Below are 22,056 nucleotides of genomic sequence, written 5' to 3'. Positions count from 1 at the left end.
CTTTCACGAAAAGCCCGTTACGCAAAGCCCGTCACCCCTCCTGAGCCGCACGGACGCGGGCCAGGAGGGGGTGCGGCAGTACGGGGGCGCACATCGGGACCCCTGCGGACGCGGAGGGTCGTCAGCCCTTGAGGCCGGCCATGCCGCGCTGGACGTCGTCCAGGTTCATCACGGGTTGGACGGTCACCTCGGCGCCCATCTGCTCGAAGAACGGCTCGGTGAGGGGCACCATCTGCGACGGGTCCTCCATGTCGAAGATCATCAGACAGCTCCGGTGGCCCCTGTCCGGGGTGAAGTACGCGGCCTCGGGCTGAAGTCGCTGCACGATGGAGCTGAGCACGTCGCCCATCTTGCCGCTCTCGATCAGCTCGTTGCCCTTGTCCGTGTCCACTCTGGCCTTCAGCAGCATGCGCATCTGCGGTCTCCTCGCGGGTCGGGGTCCCGGCCCCTCGCGGGTCGTGGTGCCGGGCGCTCTCACCCTCCCCCGCCCGGTACCGGCGCGCGACAAGGCGGCGCCCAGACGTGCGACGGGCAGCGCCCAAGGGAGTGACCGCGCGTCAGATCGAGTGGAAGCGCTGCGGATCGTACGGTGCCAGGTCCGGGCCGCCCGGGGCCGGTACCGGCTCGCGGCCGAGGGCGAGGCGGGCGGCGACGGCACCCGCGTACGGACCGGCGGTCAGGCCCCCTGCGCCGAGCCCGTTCGCGACGACCAGCCCTTCCAGGGTGGGAACCGTGCCCAGCAGCGGCAGCCCGTCCGGGCTCACCGGGCGGAAACCGACCCGGGTCTCCAGGTGGGTGGCGGCGGCGAGGCCCGGCGCCACCGCCAGGGCCTGGCCCAGGACTTCGGCGAGACCGCCCGCCGTGACACGGTGGTCGAAGCCGCTGCCCTCCTCGCGGGTGGCGCCGACGACGACGCGGGAGTCGTCGAAGGTGAGCAGGTAATGCCCGGTGCCCGGGAGGACGACCGGCCAGTGCTTGGTGTCGGAGCCGGGCAGTCGCAGATGCACGATCTGCCCGCGCTGCGGTACGACGTCGAGGCGCACTCCGGCAGGCCCCAGCAGCTCCGGCGCCCAGGCGCCCGCAGCGGCCACCACCGCGTCGGCCTCGATCAGCTCACCGGCCACCCGCACTCCGCACACCCGGCCGTCGCGGGTCTCGATGGCCGCCGTACCGCCGACCGTCCGCAGCCCGCGCCGCTCGGCCGCCGCGACGAGGGCCTCGCGCATTCTGCGGCCGTCCAGCCGGGCGGCCCCGGTCAGATGCAGAGCCGTGCCCTGGAAGCCGCCGCTGCCGCCGTCCGCACGGCCGAGGGCGGGGAACAGCCGCCGGGCCTCGGCGGCGTCGACGGTGCTGACCTCGCCCGCGTGCGGATCGGCCGCCACGCGCTTCGCAACCCGCTCCCGTATCCGCTCGGCACTCGCCTCGTCCGGCGGGAGCAGCAGGAGGGCGCCGACCTTGCGGTAGCCGACCTCCTGCCGGCCGTCCTCGGCGAGGGCTGCCAGCAGTTCCGGGTATGCCCCGGCGCCGGCGACGGCGAGGGGTTCCTCGGCCCGGCCGGACCAGGGGCAGATGATGCCGGCGCCCGCGGCGGTGGAACGACCCTCATGGGCGGCGTCCACCAGTACGGCCTCGGCACCTGTACGCACCAGTTCGTACGCGGCGGCCGCGCCGACGATCCCGGCCCCGATGACGACAACCCGCACCCTGCCTCCTCCGCTCGCCGCCTGGCCAGGACCAACATCACCACCCGGGAGGGTCAGGCGTCAACGCCCGGTCGGTCCTGACTCGTGGCCCGGTGACCGAGAACCCGCAGGAGCGCCGCGGCGGCCAGGTGGAGGGCGGCGACGAGGAGGACGAGGGCCGGGGGCGGGAGCTCGGCGAGGGTACCGACGAGGGCGGTACCGGCCGCTGCCGCGGTCAGCTTGAGCCCGGCACCCAGGGTGAAGACCTGGGTGCGGGCGCCCTCGGGAGCGTGGTCGGCGCGGAGGCGGAGGGTGGCGGTCAGCAGCGGGCCGTCGCCCAGCCCCGCGAGGGCGAACAGTGCGACGGTCCACGGGAGGGACGGGGCCAGGGCTGCGCCCGCCAGCGCGGCGGCGGTTACCAGCAGGCTGAGCAGGGCCAGCCGCTCCGGTTCAGGCGCGCGGCGCCACCGCGACAGGCCGAGCGCGCCCGCGAGCCCGCCCACCGCGAACGCCGTCAGCAACACCCCGCCCCCGCCCGGGTCACCCCGCTCCCCCGCGAGCAGCACCGCGATGACGGGGAGCCCGCCGACACCGAGGAAGGCCACACAGGTCGAGAGGGTGATGGCCCGCAGCTGCGGGGTGTGCCACAGGGCGCGGACGCCCGTGGTGAGTTCAGCGAGGCCGAGCCCTCGTGTCCGCGGGGTGCTCCGGTCGGCGGCAGGAAGCCGCACGGAAAGCCGCACAACCGGAAGCCGCAGTGTCGTGGCCAGGAGCGCCGCGCCGCCCGCCGAGGCCGCCAGCAGCACCGTCGCCAGGGTCGGCGAGGCGGCGGAGGCCGTGGCGCTGACGGCGGCCGGGGCCGTGACGGCGGCGGCGTTGTAGGTGGTGGCGTCCAGGGCGTAGGCGCGGGTGCGCGGGAGGCCGGCGGGGGTGAGGGCGGCCGGCAGGCTGGAGAGGCCGCCGGTGACGACGGGTCCGACGCTACCGCCGACCAGTGCGGCGCCGACGGTGAGCGGCACCGGTACCCGCCCCAGCGTCAGCCCGAGCAGGGCGATCGCCGCGCCGAAGAGGGCCAGCGCGCAGCCGTGGAAGAGGCGCCGGGCGCGGGCTCGTTCGGCCAGCGCGCCGACCAGCGGGGCCGCCACCGCGTGCGGCGCCAGCCAGGCGGTGAGCACGAACGCGCCGAGCGCCGGACTGTCCGTCCGCTCCAGCGCGAGGAGGGCGAGCGCGATACCGACGCCCTCGTCCGCGAACCGTGCGAGGAAAGCCGCAGCCAGGTACGTCCCCATCGACGCGGCTCCCTCCCCGCCGGTATGTGTAACGCCATTCTTCGCGGTGTCGCCTGGGGCGAGTGTGCCGCCCCCGGCTGTCGGCGACTCTTCCTCGGCGGCGGACCCGGTGCGGCGCGCCGCTGCTGTTCGCGGACCTGCGCCACGCGTATCCGCGTTGTGGAGCATCGCCGGAGGCGGCGCGCCGGATGAGGGGGTGCCCCTTCCAAAGGGCCGTCGGCTGCGGGTGAGCCGTTGCTGGTCGCGCCCACGTCGGCGGAGCCGCACATGGGCACAGGCCCGCGCCCCTTCGGGCGCAGCCCGGCTACGGCAGGACCGCGATGCCGTCCAGCTCGATCAAGGCTTCTTCGTCCCACAGCCGTACCGCTCCCACGACTGCCATCGCCGGATAATCGCGTCCTGCCAACTCTTTCCAGATACGGCCGAGTTGGGCAGCGTGGGTCCGGTAGGCGGGTACGTCGGTCGTGTAGACCGTGACCCGCGCGAGGTCCGCCGGAGTGCCACCGCACTCGGCAAGGGCGGCCAGCAGATTGGTGAGGGCTGTCCGGAACTGGCCGGGGAGGGTGTAGGCGGCGATCCGGCCGTCGCCGTCCAGTGCCGTCTGGCCCGCGAGGAAGACCAGCCGCGAGCCGGTGGCCGTCACCGCGTGCGAGAAGCCGCGCGGCGGGGAGAGGTGTGCGGGGTTGACCCGGTGCAGGGCGCCTCCCGCGGTGGGTTCGGGGTTCGTGCTCATGCGTGCGGCCCTCCAGTCTCCCCCGTCTCCGTCGCGGCCCGGTCCAACTCCCGGTACAGCTCCTTGGCGATGAGGGAGCGCTGCACCTCGCTGGCGCCCTCGTAGATGCGGGGTGCCCGCACCTCGCGGTAGAGGCGTTCGAGGAGGTGACCGCGCTGGAGGGCTGCGGCTCCATGGATCTGGACGGCGGCGTCCACCACGTACTGCGCGGTCTCGGTCGCCAGCAGCTTGGCCATGGCGGCGCGCCGCACCAGATCCGCACCGCCGTCACCACCGTCACCACCGCTGCTGTCGTACGCGCACGCCGCCGCGTACACCAACAGCCGTGCAGCCTCCGTACGGGTCGCCATCTCCGCCAATTGGTGTGCTACGGACTGCAGATCGCGAAGGACGCCGCCGAACGCGGAGCGCCGCTCGGCGTGCGTGAGCGAGGCATCCAGCGCGGCCTGCGCCATGCCGACGGCGAACGCGCCGACGCTGGGCCGGAAGAGGTTGAGGGTGCGCATGGCCACCCCGAAGCCGCCGCCCGGCTCGCCGAGGAGATCGGCCCGGGTGACGCGTACGGCGTCGAAGGTGAGGGTGCCGAGGGCGTGCGGTGCGAGCATGTCGAGCGGCTCGCCGCTCAGTCCGGGCCGGTCGGCCGGGACGAGGAACGCCGTCACTCCCCGGGGGCCGGGGGCCTCGCCGGTTCGGGCGAAGACGGTGTAGAAGTCGGCCCAGGGCGCGTTGGAGATCCACGTCTTGGTGCCGGTCAGCCGCCAACCGTCCGTATCGTCCGGGCCGCCCGTACCGCCGGCCTCCGGTTCGGCCTGAAGCTTCAGCGCCGCGGCGTCGCTGCCTGCGTCCGGCTCGCTCAGCGCGAACGCCGCCACGGCTTGTCCTGCGGCGACGGCCGGTAGCCAGCGGGCCTGTTGCTCGGCCGTCCCGGCGTCCGCGACGGGCCCGGCACCGAGTCCCTGGAGGGCGAGGGCTGTCTCGGCCTCCGGGCAGGAGTACGCCAACGACTCGCGCAGCAGGCACAGATCGAGCGCGGCGACGCGGCGCCACGGCGGCGCCCCGGGCACCACGCGAGCCAGCAGTCCGAGCTCGCCGAGCTCGCGGAGCAGCGCTCTGTCGACCCGTCCGGCCTCGCCCTCGGCGGCCAGCGGGGCGAGCCGTTCGGCACCCAGCGAGCGCAACCGCGCACACCAGGCGCGCTGTTCAGGCGTGAGCGCGAACGAGGACGTCGATGGCGGGGTGGTGGTCATGGGGGCTCCCCTCGGCCGTGGCCCGGTGCGGCCCGCACGCGCGGACCGCCGACTCCTGTCTATCGCGGACTGTTGACTGCCGTCACCAACGCGTTACGCTCGACGCCACTCGCCGCGCGGCAGCACCGGCAGCCCGCCGCCTGCCGTCCGGCGTTCGGAAGGCCGCCCGCGAGGGGGTAGACCGGTCATGATTCCGACTCCGTCCGCGCACGTCGACACCTTCGTACGGGACCATCTGCCGCCGCCGGACCAGTGGCCGGTCCTGCTGCTGGACGATCCGGCCCTGGCCTACCCCGCCCGCCTCAACTGCGGTGCCGAGCTGCTGGACCGCACGATCGAGCGGCTGGGCGCCGACCGGCCCGCCCTCCACTCCGGCGGGCTGCCCGCGCCGGAGGGTGAGCCGCGCGAGGCAGCGCCGCTGCGCACCTGGTCGTACGGCGAACTGCGCAGCACCGTCGACCGGCTGGCGCACGTACTGACCAGCGAGATGGGAGTGGTGCCGGGCAACCGGGTGCTGCTGCGCGGGCCGACCAGTCCTCAGCTGGCCGCCTGCTGGCTGGCGGTGATGAAGGCGGGGGCCGTGGCAGTGACGGTGCTCGCGGCGCACCGGGCGGGCGAGCTGGCCACGATCTGCCGGCTGGCCCGGGTCTCCCACGCGCTGTGCGACGCGCGGGCGGCCGAGGAACTGGCCAGGGCTCAGGTGCCGGGGCTGCGTACCGGGCTGTTCGGGAGCGGGGGTGCAGACGACGTCCTACGGGTGGCGGCCACCAAGCCGAACCGGTTCGAGGCGGTCGCCACGGCGGCCGACGACGTGGCGCTGATCGCCTTCACCTCCGGCACCACCGGTAGGCCCAAGGGCTGTGTGCACTTCCACCGGGACGTGCTGGCCATCGCCGACACCTTCGCGGCGCGGGTGCTGCGTCCGCGCGGTGACGACGTGTTCGCGGGGACACCGCCGCTGGGCTTCACCTTCGGGCTGGGCGGGCTGGTGGTCTTCCCGCTGCGGGTGGGTGCCTCGGCGCTTCTGGAGCAATGGAGCGGCGCGGCCGGGACGTTGGACGCGATCGCGGCGCACCGGGTCTCGGTGCTGTTCACGGCACCGACCGCCTACCGGGCGATGCTGGCGCTGCTGGAGAAGCCGCGGCCAGGCGGGGGCGCCTACGATCTCTCGTCGCTGCGCCGCTGTGTCTCGGCGGGCGAGCATCTGCCCGCCGCCACCTGGGAGTCCTGGCACACGCGGACAGGGCTGCGGATCATCGACGGGATCGGCGCCACCGAGCTGCTGCACATCTTCATCTCCGCCGCCGACGACGCGATCCGGCCCGGCCGTACGGGGGTGCCGGTCCCCGGTTACCAGGCGCGGATCGTCACGGAGGACGAGAAGGGGGCGCTGGTGCCGGTGCCGGACGGCAGCCCGGGCCTGCTGGCCGTACGCGGTCCGGTCGGCTGCCGCTACCTGGCGGACGAGCGGCAGCGCAGCTACGTACGCGAGGGGTGGAACATCACCGGTGACACGTATGTACGGGACGCCGAGGGCTACTTCCGCTATGTCGCACGCGCCGACGACATGATCATCTCGGCCGGGTACAACATCTCGGGCCCGGAGGTGGAAGAGGTGCTGCTGCGTCACCCGGACGTATGTGAGGCGGCCGTGGTGGGCCGTCCCGACGAGCACCGGGGCCAGTTGGTGGTCGCGCACGTGGTACTCAACCCCGGCGTGACACCCGGCAGCGGCGCGGCGGAGCGGCTACAGCAGTTCACCAGGGAGGAGCTGGCCGCCTACAAGTGCCCGCGCCGGTTCGTCTTCGCGACGGCGTTGCCGCGCACCCCCACCGGCAAGCTCCAGCGCTTCCGGCTGCGGGAGCCGGAGCCCGAGCCGCAGCCTGGCGGCGGGCCGAGCGAGCAGCAGTCCTAGAGTTACGGCGTGGTTCAGAACGTGTTTCCGCAGCTCGGCGAGGCCGCACCGGCCCCCGGAGCCGCACAGCCCGACGGAGCCGGACAGCTCCGCAAGCCCTCGCCCAGCTCTCTCATCCTCACCTTCTACGGCGCCTACGGGCGCGACCTGGAAAGCACAGGCACCGTAGAAGGCACTGTGCCCGTCGCCGTGCTCATCCGGCTGCTCGGCACCATGGGCGTGGACGCGCCGTCGGTCCGCTCGGCCGTCTCCCGGCTCAAACGGCGTGGGCTGCTGACGGCCGACAAACCCGGCAGCAAGGCGGCCGCATACCGGCCCTCGCCCGCCGCCGCGCAGCTCCTCGCCGACGGCGACCGTCGCATCTACAGCCGCCCCGAGCCGGACGGCAACTGGCTGCTCGCCGTCTTCTCCGTACCGGAGAGCGAACGCGACCGGCGGCATGTGCTGCGCTCCCGGCTGGCCCGGCTCGGATTCGGCAACGCCGCACCGGGGGTGTGGATCGCACCCTCGCACCTGGAGGAGGAGACGCGGCACACGCTCGACCGGCTGGAACTGGCGCCGTACGTCGATCTGTTCCGGGGCAGCCACACCGGTTTCACACCCACCGCCGAGGCCGTGGCGCGCTGGTGGGACCTGGAGTCGGTCGCGGAGGGCCACCGTGCCTTCCTCGCCGAGCACGAGCCGGTGCTGCGCCGCTGGACGCGGCGGAGCCGGGTGCCCGTACAGGCGGCGTACCGGGACTATCTGCTCGCGCTGGATGCCTGGCGCCGGCTGCCCTACGCGGACCCGGGGCTGCCGTCGGCGCTGCTGCCCGAGCGATGGCCGGGCGAGCGTTCGGCGAAGGTGTTCTTCGCCCTGCACGAGATGTTGCGGGATGCGGGGTACGGGTATGTGCGCGAGGTGCTGGGCCGCTGAGTTGAGGGCCTCGCCTCTCCGTTGTTCCGGTCGGGGGGCGCCCCTGCCCTTTGCATGCGGACTGCGGGTCCGTTGTGGCTGGTCGCGCCCACGCGGCGGAGCCGCACATGAACAGAGCCCCGCGCCCCTGACGGGGCGCGGCCGCTGCTCACCGTGGGGGTTGGTCGGCGGGCGGCTCGTCCCACCAGTGGTCGTCCGGTTCGCGGCGGTTGCCGACGATCACGGCTAGGGGTGGGAGGGCCATGGCGACGACACACATTGCGATGGCGGCGGGCACCGACCAGAGCCGCACGAAGGCCCAGGCGCTGACGAACAGCACCAGGCAGATGGCCATCAGCGTGAAATAGCGCCGCCGCCTCCGTGCGTACATATCTCCACCGTACGGCGGCGGCCCGGGACCGTCAGTCGGAGGGTTCGGAGAAGCGCAGGGCAAGCTTCTCCAGCGCATCGGCGGTGGACTCCGGGTCGGTGAGCGGGCTGAGGTGGTGCGAGGTTCGCCGCAGCACACGGTGGCCGATGGCCTCGGCACGTATCGCGGTCTCCTCGTAGCCGGGGCTCAGCCGCAGATATGCCGTCCGGGCGTGGTCCGGGTCGGGGGCGGCGTCCGGGGCAGGCTCCTCGAAGTAGGCGAGGGGCAGCCGCGGGATGCCTGCCCGGAACCGCTCACGCAGCGCCGGATCGGGCACCTCCTCGATCAGCACCTGCTCCGGGAACCAAGCGTCCCAGGGCGGCAGCGAACCGTTCTCGACCAGCTCGCGCAGCTGCTCTGCCAGCGGAGACGGGGCCGCCTCCAGCCAGCTCTGCCCAGGGTGCGGCCACTGGGCGTCCGCGTAGACCGTGCCGATGACGGTACGCAGCGGACGGTGCCCCTGGGTGAGGCGGGCGCGCAGCGCGGGCAGCATCGGGCCGACACCGCTGTGCCCCACCAGGACGACCGGGAGGGTGGAGGTTCTGCCGGAGTCCGCGGACAGCCGGCCGGTGACGGCGTCCAGCAGCTTCGGGTAGTAGGGCCCTTCGCCGTCGAAGAGGCCGGTGAGGGAGGGAACACTGACCGTCCGGCCTCGTGCGCGCAGCGCGTCGGCGACCGGCTGCCAGAGGAGGTCTCCGGTCAGCGGACTGTGCACCAGCACCAGTTCGGCCTGGTTCAGAGCGGGCACATTGCTCCCCTTTCCGGCTCTCGGCGGGTGTCCGCGCTGGCTCGCCGTTCGCCTCCCGGGGCGCCTTCCACCCGGAGGCCGGGGATTGCGAACGAGACCGCTCAGCCTAGACCCGTGCCGGGCCTCAGGGCCTGGGGGATCACTACATACCGCGCGGTATGTGCTGGGTGGTCAGAGCGCCAGCCGGGGCTTGGGCGCATCCGTGCGGCCGGTGGGGGGTCTGCGGCTTCCCGCCCGGTACGGCTCGGGCCATGGCGCGCCCGGCCCTTCGTACCCCTGCTCGGCCGCCGCGTGCAGCGTCCAGTGCGGGTCGTACAGATGCGGCCGGGCCAGCGCGCACAGATCCGCGCGCCCTGCCAGCACGAGCGAGTTGACGTCGTCCCACGAGGAGACGGCGCCGACCGCGATGACGGGGACGCCCAGCAGGTTGCGGATCCGGTCGGCGTACGGGGTCTGGTACGAGCGGCCGAAGTCGGGGCGCTCGTGGGCGACGACCTGACCGGTGGAGACGTCGATCGCGTCCGCACCGTGCTCGGCGAAGGCCGCGGCGATCCGCACCGCGTCATCCCCCGTGGTGCCGCCCGGGGCCCAGTCGGTGGCGGATATCCGTACGGTCACGGGGCGTTCGGCGGGCCACGCCTCGCGCACCGCGTCGAACACCTCCAGCGGATAGCGCAGCCGCGCGGACAGCGAGCCGCCGTACCCGTCGGTGCGCCGGTTGGTCAGCGGCGAGAGGAAGCCGGAGAGCAGATAGCCGTGCGCGCAGTGCAGCTCCAGCAGATCGAAGCCCGCACGGGCTCCCCGGCGGGCCGCGGAGGCGAACTCGTCACGTATGGCGGCCATTCCGCCCGGCGTCAGCTCCTGCGGCGGCCGGCTGACGCCGGGGCGGTACGGCAGCGGGGAGGCGGCCACCAGCGGCCAGTTGCCCTCGGGCAGCGGCTCGTCGATGCCCTCCCACATGAGCCTGGTGGAGCCCTTGCGTCCGGAGTGCCCCAGCTGGAGCCCGATCGCGGCAGTCGGCGACTGCTGGTGCACGAAGGAGGTGACGCGCCGCCACGCCGCTTCCTGCTCGTCGTTCCACAGCCCCGCGCACCCCGGTGTGATGCGGCCCCGCTCGGAGACACACACCATCTCGGTCATGGTCAGTCCGGCCCCGCCCAGCGCCCGCGCGCCCAGGTGGACGAGGTGGAAGTCGCCCGGCACGCCCTGTTCGGACTTGTACATGTCCATCGGGGAGACGACGACCCGGTTGCGCAGTGAGAGCCCCCGCAGCCGGAAGGGCGTGAACATGGGCGGCGTGTCCGGCGGAACCCCCGCCTCCTTCTCGGTGGCCGCGACGAACTCGGCGTCGCGCAGCCGCAGATTGGCGTGGGTGACGCGGCGGCTGCGGGTGAGCAGATTGAAGGCGAACCGGTACGGCGGCTGCCCGGTGTAGCCGGCCAGCTCCTCGAACCAGGTCAGGCTGGCGTGCGCGGCGCGCTGCGTGGACCGTACGACGGGCTTGCGCTCGGCCTCGTACGCGGCCAGCGCGGCGGGCAGATCGGGCTGCTCGCGCAGGCAGGCGGCGAGCGCCAGGGCGTCCTCGACCGCAAGCTTGGTGCCCGAGCCGACGGAGAAGTGCGCGGTGTGCGCGGCGTCCCCCAGCAGCACGATGTTCTCCCTCGACCAGCGCTCGTTGACGACGGTGCGGAACGCCGTCCACTGCGAGCGGTTGCCGCGCAGGGTCCGCCCGCGCAGCGTCCGGGGGAACAGCTCGGCGCACCGCGCGGCCAGCTCCCCCTCGTCCAGCCGGTCCAGCCCGGAGGCCCGCCACACCTCTTCGCGGGCCTCGATCACGGTCGTCGAGCTGTCCTGCGCATAGGGATAGGCGTGCAGTTGGAGGAGGCCGTGCTCGGTCTCGGCGATCTCGAAACGGAAGGCGTCCAGCGCGAAGTCGGCGGCCAGCCAGATGTAGCGGCAGCGATGGGTGGTGAGAGTGGGCCGGAAGACCTCGGCGTGCGCGGCGCGGGTGGCGCTGTGCACCCCGTCCGCCGCGATCACCAGGTCGTTGTCCCGCGCCAGTTCGGCCGCCGGGGGCGCCTCCGTACGGAAGCGCAGCACTACGCCGAGCTCGCGGCACCGCGCGTGCAGCACCGACAGCAGCGTGCGGCGGCCGAGGGCTGCGAAGCCGTGGCCTGAGGAGGTGAGGGTGCGGCCACGGTGGACGACCTCGATCGCGTCCCAGCGCACCATGTGCGCGCCCAGGGTGGCGAAGACCTCGGGGTCCGCGTTCTCGATGCCGCCGACGGTCTCGTCGGAGAGCACGACACCGAAGCCGAACGTGTCGCCGGGGGCGTTGCGTTCGTAGACGGTGACGTCCCGCATCGGGTCCAGCCGCTTGAGCAGCACTGCCGCGTACAGCCCGCCGGGACCGCCGCCGACGACGGCCACGCGCAGCGGACGGGCGCCCGGTGCTGCTTTCGGCCGTGCCGTGCTCACGGCTGCCTCACCGGCCCCGCCAGGCGGGCGGCCGCTTCTCGGTGAAGGCGGCGTGGAACTCCTTGTAGTCCTCGCCGTGCATCAGCAACGCCTGGGTGGCGGCGTCCAGTTCGACGGCGCCTGACAGCGGGAGGTCCAGCTCGGCGGTGAGCAGCGCCTTGGTCTGCGCATGGGCGAGCGCGGGGCCGTCGGCGAGCCGCCGGGCGAGGGCGTAAGCGGCCTGGGCGGTCCCGCCCTCCTCCACCAACTGGCTGAGCAGCCCGATCCGCTCGGCCTCCGGCGCGCGGACGGGCTCGCCCAGCATCAGGATGCGGGTGGCGTGGCCGAGGCCGACGACGCGGGGCAGCAGATAGGCGGCGCCCATGTCACCGCCGGACAGGCCCACCTTGGTGAACAGGAAGGCGAACCGTGCGGTCGGGTCGGCCACCCGGAAGTCCGCGGCCAGCGCCAGTACCGCGCCGGCACCCGCCGCCGCTCCGTGCACGGCGGCCACCACGGGGAAGGGCGCCTCGCGAAGGGCGCGTACGACCTGCCCGGTCATCCGGTTGAAGTCCAGCAGCCGGGCGGTGTCCATCCCGAGGGTGGCGCCGATGATCTCGTCCACGTCGCCGCCCGAACAGAAACCGCGCCCCTCCCCCGCCAGCACCAGCGCACGGGTACGGCCGCGGTGCGACAGCTCGGCGAGCAGGTCTCGCAGGTCGGCGTACGCCTCGAAGGTCAGCGCGTTCAACTTCTCGGGCCGCGCGAGCGTGACGGTGGTGACCCCGTCCTCCTCGCCGACCCGCAGATGCCGCCACTCCTCGGTGCGCTGCGCTGATCCGGTGAACGGGCTCATCCCGCAGCCTCCGTCGCTCCGTCGGCGAAAAGCGAACCGCACATCCGCGAACCGCCCGCCGGGCACGCGGGCCGCCACAGCCGAAAGTATCACCCATACGTGACTGCCGTCACGATGACGCAATACGGGGATTGTGCAGCGAGGAGACACAGCACTTGTGCGGCACGGGGGGTTGCGAGGCACGGAGTTGTGCAACCCGGAACTGGGGGGCAACCGCTCGCCGCCCCAACTGCCCGGCCGTCGCTCGTCATCCGATCGGGGGAGCGGGCTCATGCGGGAACGGTTCGCCTCGCGGGGGCGTGCGTACGGTCGCCGCCATGGGAGCGTCACAGCCCGCGGGCGGAGCGGCCACCTTGGAGGACCCCAGGGCCACCGGCGAGGGCCCAGGACAGGTGGTCCGGGCACCGGCCGTCAGTGCGCTGCACCTGTCCGCCTTCCGCTCACTGCGCGCCCGGACCGTCCCGCTCGGCCCGGTCACGGTGATCACAGGGCCGAGCGGCAGCGGCAAGTCGACCGTCATGGAGGCGTACGAGGCACTGGCCAGGCTCGGGCAGGGCAATCCCCTCGGCGAGGTGTTCGGCGAGCGGACCGCCCGGCCCGGGAACCCCTCCCCGTACGTCCCGCAGGGCGCCCGGCCGGACCGGCAGGGGCGGCGTGGGTTCCGGCTGGGCTGCGCCGTGACGGGCCCGGCCGGGCCGCTGCGCTTCGACGTCGCCGTCCAGGCCGAACCCGAACTGCGGGTCGTGGGCGAGCGGTTGTCCCGCGACCCCGGGGAGACCCTGCTGGCCACGGCGCTGCGTGACCCCGCACGGCGCTCGGTGACCGCCACCCGTCACGTGGCGGGTGCCGACCGGGCACTGCGGATGCCCTTCCCCGACGACCGGCTGGCCCTCCCGCTGCTGCCCCTGCGGGTGGCGGGGACGACGACGGAGGACCGCGCGCTGCTGGAGGCCGTCGAACAGGTCGTGGTCGCCTTGCGGTCGGTCTTCGCCTGCGACCCGGTGCCCGCACGGATGCGGGAGCCGGTCGCGGCGCAGGACGGGAGACTGGGCGGCGACTGCGCCAACCTCGCCGACGTGCTGCGCCGGACGCGTGCGGAGTGCGCCACCCGGCACGCCGCACTGCTTGCCGTGGTACGGGAGGGCTGCGCGGGACCGGTCACGGAGCTGCGGGCCGAGACTGCCGGGAGCGCCGGAATGGCCGGAAGCAATCTGGTGCGAGGCGTGCTGGAGCGGGGCGGCACCCTGCCTGTCACGCCGCTGGAGTGGCTGGGCGAGGGCGAGTTGCGGTTCACAGCCCTGGCGCTGGTGCTGCTGACCGGCCCTGGAGTGCTGTCGGTGGACACGGTGCACGAGGTCCCGGCGGCGCAGCAGGCCCTGACTGTGCTGGCGGACGGCATGGACCGGGGGCTGGACGGACGGCAGACGGCGCAACTGCTGGCACTGGCAGACCGGATGGCGCGGCGGGGCCACGTACGGCTGCTGGCCACCGCACCGGCCGGGGGTGCGCTGGCGCGGGCGGCGGCGCAGACGGAGGGAGTGACCCTGATAGACCTTGGGAGGTGAACGAGAAGCACGACGGCACCGACGACACCTTCGACACTCTCGACCAGGACCCCCGGACGGTCGCCGGGCTCCAGCGCCGGCTCGCACGGTTCGCGGAGGCCCGGGACTGGGGGCAGTACCACACCCCCAAGAACCTCGCCGCGGCGCTGAGCGTGGAGGCGGCCGAACTGGTGGAGATCTTCCAGTGGTTGACGCCCGAGCAGTCGGCCCGGGTGATGAGGGACCCGGAGGCGGCAGCGCGGGTCGAGGACGAGGTCGCCGATGTCCTCGCCTACCTCCTCCAGTTCTGTCATGTGGTGGGTGTCGACCCCCTCGCGGCGCTGGAAGCAAAGATCGAGAGGAACGAAACGCGTTTCCCGAAGCCCGGAACCGGTCACTCTATGGAGTGACGAAGTTATTCACACGAGCCTTTTATCCACGGAATTCCGAAACCTCCTGGCGGAGCTGACCATTTGCAGTCACGCTGGGTAACGACCAGTGAGGGGTAGGCAGATGGATGCTGTACGGCTCATCGCCGCCACGCGCCAGGCCCTCGCGCTCAGCGCGGACGTTTCCGACATCCTCGCCGAGGCATGGCAGGCGCAGGCGCTCGCCGCGGCGGTGGGCAGCCATCTGGCAGTCAGCGGCCCTCCGGCCGTGCGGTCGGAGGCGCTGGGACTGAGCGAGGTGGGCGGCAGAGCCAACACGACCAGGAACTCCGCGCTGCGTGCGGGCGCCGTGCGCGCCGCGCAACTCTCGGAGATCGAGGATCCCCGGCGCACACTGGACGACCTGGGAGCCCTCCTGGGTGAGGCGGGGGTCGCACTGGTGGGAGTGGCTGTCACGGCCGAGGACGAGACGCTGTACTGGCAGTGCATGGAAGCCATCGACGCCGCGGACGAGTCCGGCGACAGGATCGCCTCGATACTGCGCACGCTCTCCATGCGCGAGCGCGGCAGCCTGGCATAGACACGAAACGGGGGGCCGCTACGCGCCGGGCCCGGCGGCGCGTTCGCAGCCTGCTCCGTCGCCCGGCCTTCGGCCGGCATGCGCCCCCGCGCCTCGCCGTCGGAGAGAGTGATCCGCAGGCCACCGTCGAGGACCGGACAGCTGCGGGCCTTGGGAGCTCATGCGGCAGCTTCCGTTCCTGACGGGACGGTACGAGTCAGCATCCGGGCCTGCCGCATGCGCCCGTCGGGGGCGAAGCGGCCGAAGAAGCAGACTTCGATGACCAGTTCTCGCTTCGGGTCCCGTACGTGCATCGTGTACCGGGCGGCGAGCCGGTCGTCGGCCCCGAGCGCCTCCTGAACCGTCAACCGGAGCTCGGGGCGGCGCTTGCGGGTGGGGCGGGTGTGTGCGACGAGCTTCTGGCGGTCGATCCGGTGGCCGTCGGCGATCTGGACGATGTCCGGGGTGTGATAGCGGTCGACGATGGCCCCGGCGTCCTCGTCGCTGTTCACCAGTTCGTCGTGGAACCCCGTGATGAAGTCGGCGATGAAGCGCTGCGGATCGGTGCTGTCGAACGGTCTCATGGCACCTCGGCTCGTTCTCGAATTTGGACACGCTGTAAGAGTTGTAAGATATGAGCCGACGTCAACTTTGACAAGGTGTAAGAGATGACTCCCCCGCCGGCCCGGAACCATGCCCGCAACCGCCGCGCCGACGCCCGCCGCAGCAGGGCGTCGATCCTCGACGCCGCGATCCAGCTGCTGAACGAGCGCCCCGACGCCGGCGTCGGGGCCGTCGCCACCGCGGCAGGTGTGACTCGGCAGACCGTCTACGCCCACTTCCCCTCCCGCGAGCAACTGCTGACCGCCGTCCTCGACCGGCTCACCGAGCGGACCGTCACCGCCATGGCCGCCGCGGACCCGGACTCCGGCCCGGCGGCGGAGGCGCTGCTGCGGCTGCTCGACGCAAGTGAGGAGGCCACCCGGGAGTACCCGGCCCTCCTCCGGCTGCTCGGCGCACTGCCCGTCGGCAGCCAGGAGGACGCGGAACGCCACCTTCCCGTCGCCGACCTGCTGGGCCGCGTCGTCCGGCGCGGCCAGGCGAGCGGCGAGTTCGACGACCGGCTTCCCGCCGACTGGCTGGTCACCGCCACCATCGCGCTGGCCCACGCCGCGAGCGGCGAGACGGAGTCCGGCCGCCTCTCCCGACAGCAAGCGCGGAAGGCTCTCCACGCCAGCCTGCTGCGCCTGCTCGGCGCCGACTGAGCAGGGGGCCGACGGGTGCGACGCCGCAAACGGGGTGATGGGGGGCAAGCTCCATCACCCTCCCGCCGCCGGGAGGAAGGGAGGACGCCGCAACCCGAACGTGCGCCGCAGAACGTTCGCGGCAAGATGGGGTGCATGCGACTGCGAATCTTCACCGAGCCCCAGCAGGGGGCGGACTACGACACACTCCTGAAGGTCGCGAAGGCCACCGAGGATCTGGGCTTCGACGCCTTCTACCGCTCCGACCACTATCTGGTCATGGGCGACTCCGACGGGCTGCCCGGCCCCACCGACGCGTGGGTCACCCTGGCAGGGCTGGCCCGCGAGACGAGCCGGATCCGGCTGGGCACGCTGATGACCGCGGGGACCTTCAGGCTGCCGGGGACGCTGGCGATCCAGGTCGCGCAGGTGGACGCGATGTCCGGCGGCCGGGTCGACTTCGGCCTGGGCTCCGGCTGGTACGAGGCGGAGCACACCGCCTACGGCATCCCCTTCCCCAAGGAGAAGTTCGGCCGGCTGGAGGAGCAGCTGGCGATCATCACAGGGCTGTGGGAGACGCCGGTCGGCGAGAAGTTCGACTACGAGGGCACCTACTACCAGCTCAAGGACTGCCCCGCGCTGCCCAAGCCGCACCAGGAGCACATCCCCGTCGTCGTCGGCGGCTTCGGCGCCAAGCGCACGCCGCAGCTGGCGGCACGGTACGCGGACGAGTTCAACGTGCCGTTCGGCTCGCTGGCCGACAGCGAGCGGCAGTTCGACCGGGTGCGGGCCGCCGCCGAGGAGCGCGGCCGTGACGCCTCGGAGCTGGTGTACTCGAACGCGCTGGTGGCCTGCGTCGGCAAGGACGACGCCGAGGTGGCCCGCCGCGCCGCTGCCATCGGGCGCGAGGTGACCGAGCTGAAGGAGAACGGCCTGGCGGGCACGCCCGAGGAGGTCGTCGACAAGATCGGCCGCTACGGCGAGTTGGGCAGCTCCCGTATCTACCTCCAGATCCTCGATCTGGGAGACCTGGACCACTTGGCGCTGATCGCGGACCAGGTGCAGGCCAAGCTGTCATGACCCCCGGCGCCGCACCCCCGCTCGCCCGGGCGCTCTCCCCCAGCCTCCGGCCGGGAGGTGCCCCCGGTCCGGTGCTGCTGGACGGCGGGCTGTCCAACCAGCTGGAGGCGCAGGGCAACGATCTCGCCGACGAGCTGTGGTCGGCACGACTGCTGGCCGAGGCGCCGGAGGAGATCGAGGCCGCGCACGCCGCGTACGTACGCGCCGGAGCCCGGGTACTGATCACCGCCAGCTATCAGGCGTCGTTCGAAGGCTTCGGACGGCGCGGGCTGACGAACGCGGAGGCGGCGGCGCTGTTCCGTCGTAGCGTGGAGCTGGCCCGTACCGCGGCGCGCGGCACGACGGACGAGACCGTGTGGGTCGCGGCGTCGGTCGGCCCGTACGGCGCCGTGCTCGCCGACGGCAGCGAGTACCGGGGCCGGTACGGACTGGACGTCGGCGAGCTCGTCGCCTTCCACCGGCCGCGGATCGAGGCGCTGGTCCCGGCGGAACCAGACGTGCTCGCGCTGGAGACGGTGCCGGACGTGGTGGAGGCCGAGGCGCTGCTGCGGGCCGTCGAAGGCTGCGGGGTGCCGGTGTGGCTGAGCTACACGGTGGCAGGCGGGGAAACCAGGGCGGGGCAGCCGCTGGCGGACGCCTTCGCCGTCGCCGCGGGGAATCCGCAGGTGCTCGCGGTCGGCGTCAACTGCTGCGCGGTGGAAGAGGTGGAGGCGGCGCTGGAGGTGGCATCGGAGGTGTGTCCGGGGCTGCCGCTCGTCGCCTACCCGAACAGCGGCGAGGGCTGGGACGCCGGGCGCGCGGCCTGGACCGGCGCGCCCTCGTTCGCGGCAGAGCAGGCCCCGGGGTGGGTCACGCGCGGCGCGCGACTGGTCGGCGGCTGCTGCCGGGTCGGCCCCGAGGACATCGCCGCGATGGGGAATGTGCTGCGGCGGGACGGCTGAGGGGGCACCCCCTCCCCAGGACAGAACAGCATCCTCGCGGAGCGACCGGTGCTCCGTCAGGATGAGCGTATGGGATTCCATGTCGACTCCGAGACCGGGCGGCTGCGCCGCGTCATCGTGCACCGGCCGGGGCTCGAACTGAAGAGGCTCACCCCCACCAATAAGGACGACCTCCTGTTCGACGATGTGCTGTGGGTGCGCCGGGCCCTCGAGGAGCACGACGCGTTCGCCGGCACACTGCGCGAACTCGGCGTCGAGGTACATCTTTTCGGCCGGCTGCTGACGGAGGTGCTGGAGGTGCCCGCGGCCCGCGCCCTCGTCCTGGACCGGGTCTTCGACGAGAAGGAGTACGGCCTGCTGGCCACCGACCATCTGCGGGACTCCTTCGACCGGCTGCCGACCGCGGAGCTGGCCGAGGCGCTGATCGGGGGCATGACCAAGCGGGAGTACCTGGACCGCTGCGCCGAGCCGGCCTCCGTGCGTTTCCATGTGATGGACCGGGACGACTTCCTGCTCGCCCCGCTGCCGAACCACATCTTCACCCGCGACACCTCGGCCTGGGTCTACGACGGGGTGTGCATCAACGCGATGCGGTGGCCCGCACGGCAGCGCGAGACCGTCCACTTCGAAGCCGTCTACCGGCACCATCCGCTGTTCGCCGGAGCCGAAGGGGACGCGGCGGGCGGGGCAGGCGGCGGCTTCCACACCTGGGCGGGGGGACAGTCGGCCTATCCGGCCACGATCGAGGGCGGCGACGTACTGGTCCTGGGCAACGGCGCGGTGCTGGTCGGAATGAGCGAACGGACCACACCGCAGGCCGTGGAGACGCTGGCCCACGGCCTGTTCGCGCAGGGGTCGGCCCGCTCGATCGTGGCGCTGGACATGCCCAAGCGCCGTGCATTCATGCACCTGGACACGGTCTTGACGATGGTCGACGGGGAGACCTTCACGCAGTACGAGGGGCTGGGCATGCTCCGCTCGTACACGATCGAGCCGGGCGCGGGCGACACGGAGCTGAAGGTCTCCGACCACCCGCCCGAGCACATGCACCGCGCCGTCGCCGCCGCGCTCGGGCTGGACCGGATCCGGGTGCTGACGCCGACGCAGGATGTGCGCTCCGCGGAGCGGGAGCAGTGGGACGACGGCTGCAATGTGCTGGCCGTCGAGCCCGGCGTCGTCCTCGCGTACGACAGGAACGTGACGACCAACACCCATCTGCGGCGGCAGGGCATCGAGGTGGTGGAGATCCCGGGCGGAGAACTGGGGCGGGGGCGCGGCGGGCCGCGCTGTATGAGCTGCCCGGTGGAGCGCGATCCCGTCGCATAGGAATTCGAGAGGCCGTATATAATTGCGGCGCACCCGTAAGCGCGCGAGCTAGGAGCCCCCATGGCAGCAGACCTCACAGGCCGCCACTTCCTTAAGGAGCTGGACTTCACGCCGGAGGAGTTCGGCGGTCTGGTTGCCCTCGCGGCAGAGCTGAAGGCCGAGAAGCAGTCGGGCACCGAGCGCCCGCGGCTGCGCGGGCGCAACATCGCGCTGCTCTTCGAGAAGTCCTCCACCCGCACGCGCTGCGCGTTCGAGGTCGCCGCCGCCGACCAGGGCGCGCACACCACCTACCTCGACCCCTCCGGCTCACACGTGGGCAAGAAGGAGTCGGTGAAGGACACCGCACGAGTGCTCGGCCGGATGTTCGACGGTATCCAGTACCGCGGCAGCGGACAGGAGATCGTCGAGGAACTGGCCGCACACTCCGGGGTCCCCGTCTACAACGGGCTCACCGACGAGTGGCACCCCACCCAGATGCTCGCCGACGTACTCACGATGACCGAGCACGCACCGGGAGCGCCCGGCCGGGCGCCGGCCGAGCTCGCGTACGCGTATCTGGGCGACGCGCGCAACAACATGGGCAACTCCTACCTGGTCACGGGTGCACTGCTGGGCATGGACGTACGCATCGTGGCGCCGCGCTCGCTGTGGCCCGAGGAGTCGGTGACCGCCCAGGCGCGAGAGCTGGCCGGGCGCACCGGCGCGCGGATCACGCTGACCGAGGACGTGGCGGAGGGCGTGCGCGGCGCGGACTTCCTCGCCACCGACGTCTGGGTCTCGATGGGTGAGCCCAAGGAGGTGTGGGCCGAGCGGATCGCGCTGCTGCGGCCGTACGCGGTGACCATGGACGTACTGCGGGCAACCGGGAATCCGCAGGTGCGTTTCCTGCACTGTCTGCCCGCCTTCCACGACCTGGGCACGGCGGTCGGCCGGGAAATCCACGAGCAGCACGGGCTGACCTCGCTGGAGGTCACCGACGAGGTGTTCGAGTCGGAGCACTCGGTCGTCTTCGACCAGGCCGAGAACCGGCTGCACACCATCAAGGCCGTCCTGGTGGCAACGCTGGGGAGCTCCCTGGACTGAGGCACCGGGCCGTACGGCCGCGCCATGTGTGCATAGTCATACAGCGACAAGCGGGATCATGCATAAACGGCCGTTACGATGAAATCCAACCTCGAAGGGTCCGGGCCACCGCCCGGGCCCTTCCCTTGTGCACGTCCGCGTGTGCACACCACCCCGTGCACACCCAGCACCGCCCTGGAAGTCCCATGCCCCGCACCGGCCTGCGCCTGAAGTCCCCCGATCTGCTGGTCGCCGAATCCGGCGCCGATCTGGAGGGACACGGCCTCAAGCGCACCCTCGGCCCGTTCCAGCTCGTGTGCTTCGGCATCGGCGCGATCGTCGGCACCGGCATCTTCGTCGGCCTGTCCGACACCGTGGCCGAGGCCGGGCCCGCCGTCCTGGTCTCGTTCATCCTGGCCGCCGCGACCTGCGTATTCACCGCCTTCTCCTTCGCTGAGCTGGGCGGCGCCATCCCGGTCTCGGGCAGCTCCTACTCCTACACCTACGCCTCGCTGGGGGAGCGCGCGGCGTTCCTGGTGGGCTGGTGCCTGCTGCTGGAGTACGGGGTCTCCGTCTCCGCGGTCGCCATCGGGTGGGGGCAGTACCTCAACGAACTTCTGGAAAACACCGTCGGCCTGCGCATCCCGGCCGCACTCGCCGAAGCGCCCGGGCACGGCGGCGTGGTCAACGTGCCCGCCGTGGTCGTGATGCTGCTCGCCGCCGTGCTGCTGGTGCGCGGCGTGCGGGAGAGTGCGCGGGCCACGGCCGCGATGGCAGTGATCAAGGTCGGCATCCTGGTGCTCTTCTGCGCCATCGCCTTCACGGCCTACGACGCGGGGAACCTGACGCCCTTCGCGCCCGAGGGCATCGGCGGCATCGGGGCCGGGGCCTCGCTGGCCTTCTTCTCCTTCATCGGCTTCGACGCGATCTCCACCGCCGGTGAGGAGGTCAGGAACCCGCGCCGGAACATCCCGCTGGCCATCATGGTGACCATCGGCTGTGTGGCGCTGCTCTACTGCCTGGTGTCGGTCGCGGCGATCGGCGCGATGCCATGGGAGCAGGTCGGCGGCAAGCCCGCCGCGCTCTCGCTGATCGTCGACCACGCCACCGGCTCGGCCTTCGGCTCCACCGTCATCGCGCTGGGCGCCGTGGTGGCCATCGCCTCGGTGGTACTGGCCGTGATGTACGGGCAGACACGGATCCTGCTGGCGATGTCCCGGGATGGGCTGGTGCCACGGGTGTTCGAGCGGGTCTCGCCGAAGACCTCGACGCCGGTCGCCAACACCTGGATCGTCGCGGTCGTCTTCGCCGTCCCGGCCGCCGTGGTGCCGCTGGACGTGGTGCTGGACATGACGGTGATCGGCACGCTGGCGATCATGGCCGTGGTGAACGTCTGTGTCCTCGCCCTGCGCCGCTCCCACCCCGGGCTCCAGCGCAGGTTCCGGGTGCCGTTGTACCCGGTGGCGCCGCTGCTGGGGGTGGGCTTTTGCCTGTATCTGATGTGCGGGCTGCCGCGGTTGGCTTGGATCCAGTTCGCGGCGTTCCTGGTGATCGGAGCACTGGTGTACTCGGCGTACGGCCGTCGCCGCTCGCGGCTGGCCGGCGCCCCGGAAGCCGCCCCTGCCCTGGTCCGGTGAGGGGGTGCCTTTGCCCGTAGCGG

At 72.6% G+C, this 22,056-nt stretch carries 22 protein-coding genes; 12 read left to right on the top strand and 10 right to left on the bottom strand.

Annotation, left to right across the window (positions count from 1 at the left end):
• Positions 1-121: 121 nt before the first annotated feature.
• From ACTWQF_RS27995 to ACTWQF_RS27985, 3 genes are all read right to left on the bottom strand, one after another.
• A complete protein-coding gene (locus ACTWQF_RS27995) occupies positions 122-415 on the bottom strand; it encodes a hypothetical protein (protein WP_443282484.1) in 294 nt (97 codons plus the stop codon).
• Between the two features lie 142 nt (positions 416-557).
• Entirely contained in the window at positions 558-1,703 is a 1,146-nt protein-coding gene (locus ACTWQF_RS27990; protein WP_443282483.1) for an NAD(P)/FAD-dependent oxidoreductase, read from the bottom strand.
• Positions 1,704-1,756: 53 nt separating this feature from the next.
• Positions 1,757-2,971 carry an MFS transporter gene (locus ACTWQF_RS27985; protein ID WP_443282482.1) on the bottom strand — a complete coding sequence of 405 codons (1,215 nt, stop codon included), beginning with the start codon at positions 2,969-2,971 and terminating at the stop codon, positions 1,757-1,759.
• Between the two features lie 24 nt (positions 2,972-2,995).
• Here ACTWQF_RS27985 and ACTWQF_RS27980 point away from each other — a divergent pair, with 24 nt between their 5' ends.
• Positions 2,996-3,163, top strand: a complete 168-nt coding sequence (locus ACTWQF_RS27980; protein ID WP_443282481.1) for a CGNR zinc finger domain-containing protein — start codon at positions 2,996-2,998, stop codon at positions 3,161-3,163.
• A gap of 112 nt (positions 3,164-3,275) precedes the next feature.
• Here ACTWQF_RS27980 and ACTWQF_RS27975 read toward each other — a convergent pair whose 3' ends face one another.
• On the bottom strand, positions 3,276-3,704 hold the full coding sequence (locus tag ACTWQF_RS27975; protein ID WP_443282480.1) for a RidA family protein: 429 nt from the start codon (positions 3,702-3,704) through the stop codon (positions 3,276-3,278).
• Positions 3,701-4,951, bottom strand: coding sequence for an acyl-CoA dehydrogenase family protein (locus ACTWQF_RS27970; protein ID WP_443282479.1), 1,251 nt, complete (start codon positions 4,949-4,951; stop codon positions 3,701-3,703). Before ACTWQF_RS27970 ends, ACTWQF_RS27975 begins: the two co-directional genes overlap by 4 nt.
• Positions 4,952-5,138: 187 nt before the next feature.
• Between ACTWQF_RS27970 and ACTWQF_RS27965 the strand changes: the two genes are divergently transcribed.
• Both ACTWQF_RS27965 and ACTWQF_RS27960 read left to right on the top strand, forming a co-directional pair.
• Positions 5,139-6,866: an AMP-binding protein gene (locus ACTWQF_RS27965; RefSeq protein WP_443282478.1), complete on the top strand. Its 1,728-nt coding sequence runs from the start codon at positions 5,139-5,141 to the stop codon at positions 6,864-6,866.
• 114 nt (positions 6,867-6,980) lie between these two features.
• On the top strand, positions 6,981-7,781 hold the full coding sequence (locus tag ACTWQF_RS27960) for a PaaX family transcriptional regulator (RefSeq protein WP_443282527.1): 801 nt from the start codon (positions 6,981-6,983) through the stop codon (positions 7,779-7,781).
• A gap of 148 nt (positions 7,782-7,929) precedes the next feature.
• On the opposite strand, the gene ACTWQF_RS27955 is transcribed toward ACTWQF_RS27960, so the two are convergent.
• The 4 genes from ACTWQF_RS27955 to ACTWQF_RS27940 form a co-directional block, all read right to left on the bottom strand.
• Positions 7,930-8,151: a DUF3099 domain-containing protein gene (locus ACTWQF_RS27955; protein WP_443282477.1), complete on the bottom strand. Its 222-nt coding sequence runs from the start codon at positions 8,149-8,151 to the stop codon at positions 7,930-7,932.
• Between the two features lie 31 nt (positions 8,152-8,182).
• Positions 8,183-8,938 (bottom strand): hypothetical protein, encoded by a 756-nt coding sequence (locus tag ACTWQF_RS27950; protein WP_443282476.1) that lies wholly within the window; start codon positions 8,936-8,938, stop codon positions 8,183-8,185.
• A gap of 171 nt (positions 8,939-9,109) precedes the next feature.
• On the bottom strand, positions 9,110-11,416 hold the full coding sequence (locus ACTWQF_RS27945) for a bifunctional salicylyl-CoA 5-hydroxylase/oxidoreductase (RefSeq protein ID WP_443282475.1): 2,307 nt from the start codon (positions 11,414-11,416) through the stop codon (positions 9,110-9,112).
• Positions 11,417-11,423: 7 nt separating this feature from the next.
• Positions 11,424-12,251, bottom strand: a complete 828-nt coding sequence (locus ACTWQF_RS27940) for an enoyl-CoA hydratase family protein (RefSeq protein ID WP_443282474.1) — start codon at positions 12,249-12,251, stop codon at positions 11,424-11,426.
• A gap of 317 nt (positions 12,252-12,568) precedes the next feature.
• Here ACTWQF_RS27940 and ACTWQF_RS27935 point away from each other — a divergent pair, with 317 nt between their 5' ends.
• The 3 genes from ACTWQF_RS27935 to ACTWQF_RS27925 all read left to right on the top strand — a co-directional run bounded on the left by ACTWQF_RS27935 (position 12,569) and on the right by ACTWQF_RS27925 (position 14,764).
• Positions 12,569-13,816 (top strand): AAA family ATPase, encoded by a 1,248-nt coding sequence (locus ACTWQF_RS27935; protein ID WP_443282473.1) that lies wholly within the window; start codon positions 12,569-12,571, stop codon positions 13,814-13,816.
• A complete protein-coding gene (locus tag ACTWQF_RS27930) occupies positions 13,813-14,205 on the top strand; it encodes a nucleotide pyrophosphohydrolase (RefSeq protein WP_443282472.1) in 393 nt (130 codons plus the stop codon). Before ACTWQF_RS27935 ends, ACTWQF_RS27930 begins: the two co-directional genes overlap by 4 nt.
• A gap of 103 nt (positions 14,206-14,308) precedes the next feature.
• Complete coding sequence (locus ACTWQF_RS27925) at positions 14,309-14,764, top strand: DUF6099 family protein (protein WP_443282471.1); 456 nt, start codon at positions 14,309-14,311, stop codon at positions 14,762-14,764.
• Positions 14,765-14,922: 158 nt separating this feature from the next.
• Here the strand turns inward: ACTWQF_RS27925 and ACTWQF_RS27920 are convergent, their stop codons facing one another.
• Positions 14,923-15,327 carry a nuclear transport factor 2 family protein gene (locus tag ACTWQF_RS27920; RefSeq protein WP_443282470.1) on the bottom strand — a complete coding sequence of 135 codons (405 nt, stop codon included), beginning with the start codon at positions 15,325-15,327 and terminating at the stop codon, positions 14,923-14,925.
• An 84-nt stretch (positions 15,328-15,411) separates the two neighbouring features.
• Between ACTWQF_RS27920 and ACTWQF_RS27915 the strand changes: the two genes are divergently transcribed.
• The 6 genes from ACTWQF_RS27915 (at position 15,412) to ACTWQF_RS27890 (ending at position 22,033) form a co-directional block, all read left to right on the top strand.
• Positions 15,412-16,008: a TetR/AcrR family transcriptional regulator gene (locus ACTWQF_RS27915; protein WP_443282469.1), complete on the top strand. Its 597-nt coding sequence runs from the start codon at positions 15,412-15,414 to the stop codon at positions 16,006-16,008.
• Between the two features lie 135 nt (positions 16,009-16,143).
• Positions 16,144-17,067 carry an LLM class F420-dependent oxidoreductase gene (locus tag ACTWQF_RS27910; protein WP_443282468.1) on the top strand — a complete coding sequence of 308 codons (924 nt, stop codon included), beginning with the start codon at positions 16,144-16,146 and terminating at the stop codon, positions 17,065-17,067.
• Entirely contained in the window at positions 17,064-18,008 is a 945-nt protein-coding gene (gene mmuM / locus ACTWQF_RS27905) for a homocysteine S-methyltransferase (RefSeq protein WP_443282467.1), read from the top strand. The genes ACTWQF_RS27910 and mmuM overlap by 4 nt, the downstream gene beginning before the upstream one ends.
• A 69-nt stretch (positions 18,009-18,077) precedes the next feature.
• Positions 18,078-19,334, top strand: coding sequence for an arginine deiminase (locus ACTWQF_RS27900; protein ID WP_443282466.1), 1,257 nt, complete (start codon positions 18,078-18,080; stop codon positions 19,332-19,334).
• 60 nt (positions 19,335-19,394) lie between these two features.
• Positions 19,395-20,417 carry an ornithine carbamoyltransferase gene (gene argF / locus ACTWQF_RS27895; RefSeq protein ID WP_443282465.1) on the top strand — a complete coding sequence of 341 codons (1,023 nt, stop codon included), beginning with the start codon at positions 19,395-19,397 and terminating at the stop codon, positions 20,415-20,417.
• Between the two features lie 185 nt (positions 20,418-20,602).
• Positions 20,603-22,033: an amino acid permease gene (locus ACTWQF_RS27890; RefSeq protein WP_443282464.1), complete on the top strand. Its 1,431-nt coding sequence runs from the start codon at positions 20,603-20,605 to the stop codon at positions 22,031-22,033.
• Positions 22,034-22,056 lie beyond the last annotated feature (23 nt).

It is taken from the genome of Streptomyces sp. 8N114 (assembly GCF_052245835.1).
Taxonomy (GTDB): domain Bacteria; phylum Actinomycetota; class Actinomycetes; order Streptomycetales; family Streptomycetaceae; genus Streptomyces.
Note: the sequence above shows the minus strand (reverse complement) of the source record. Positions and strands in the feature narration are given on the sequence as shown.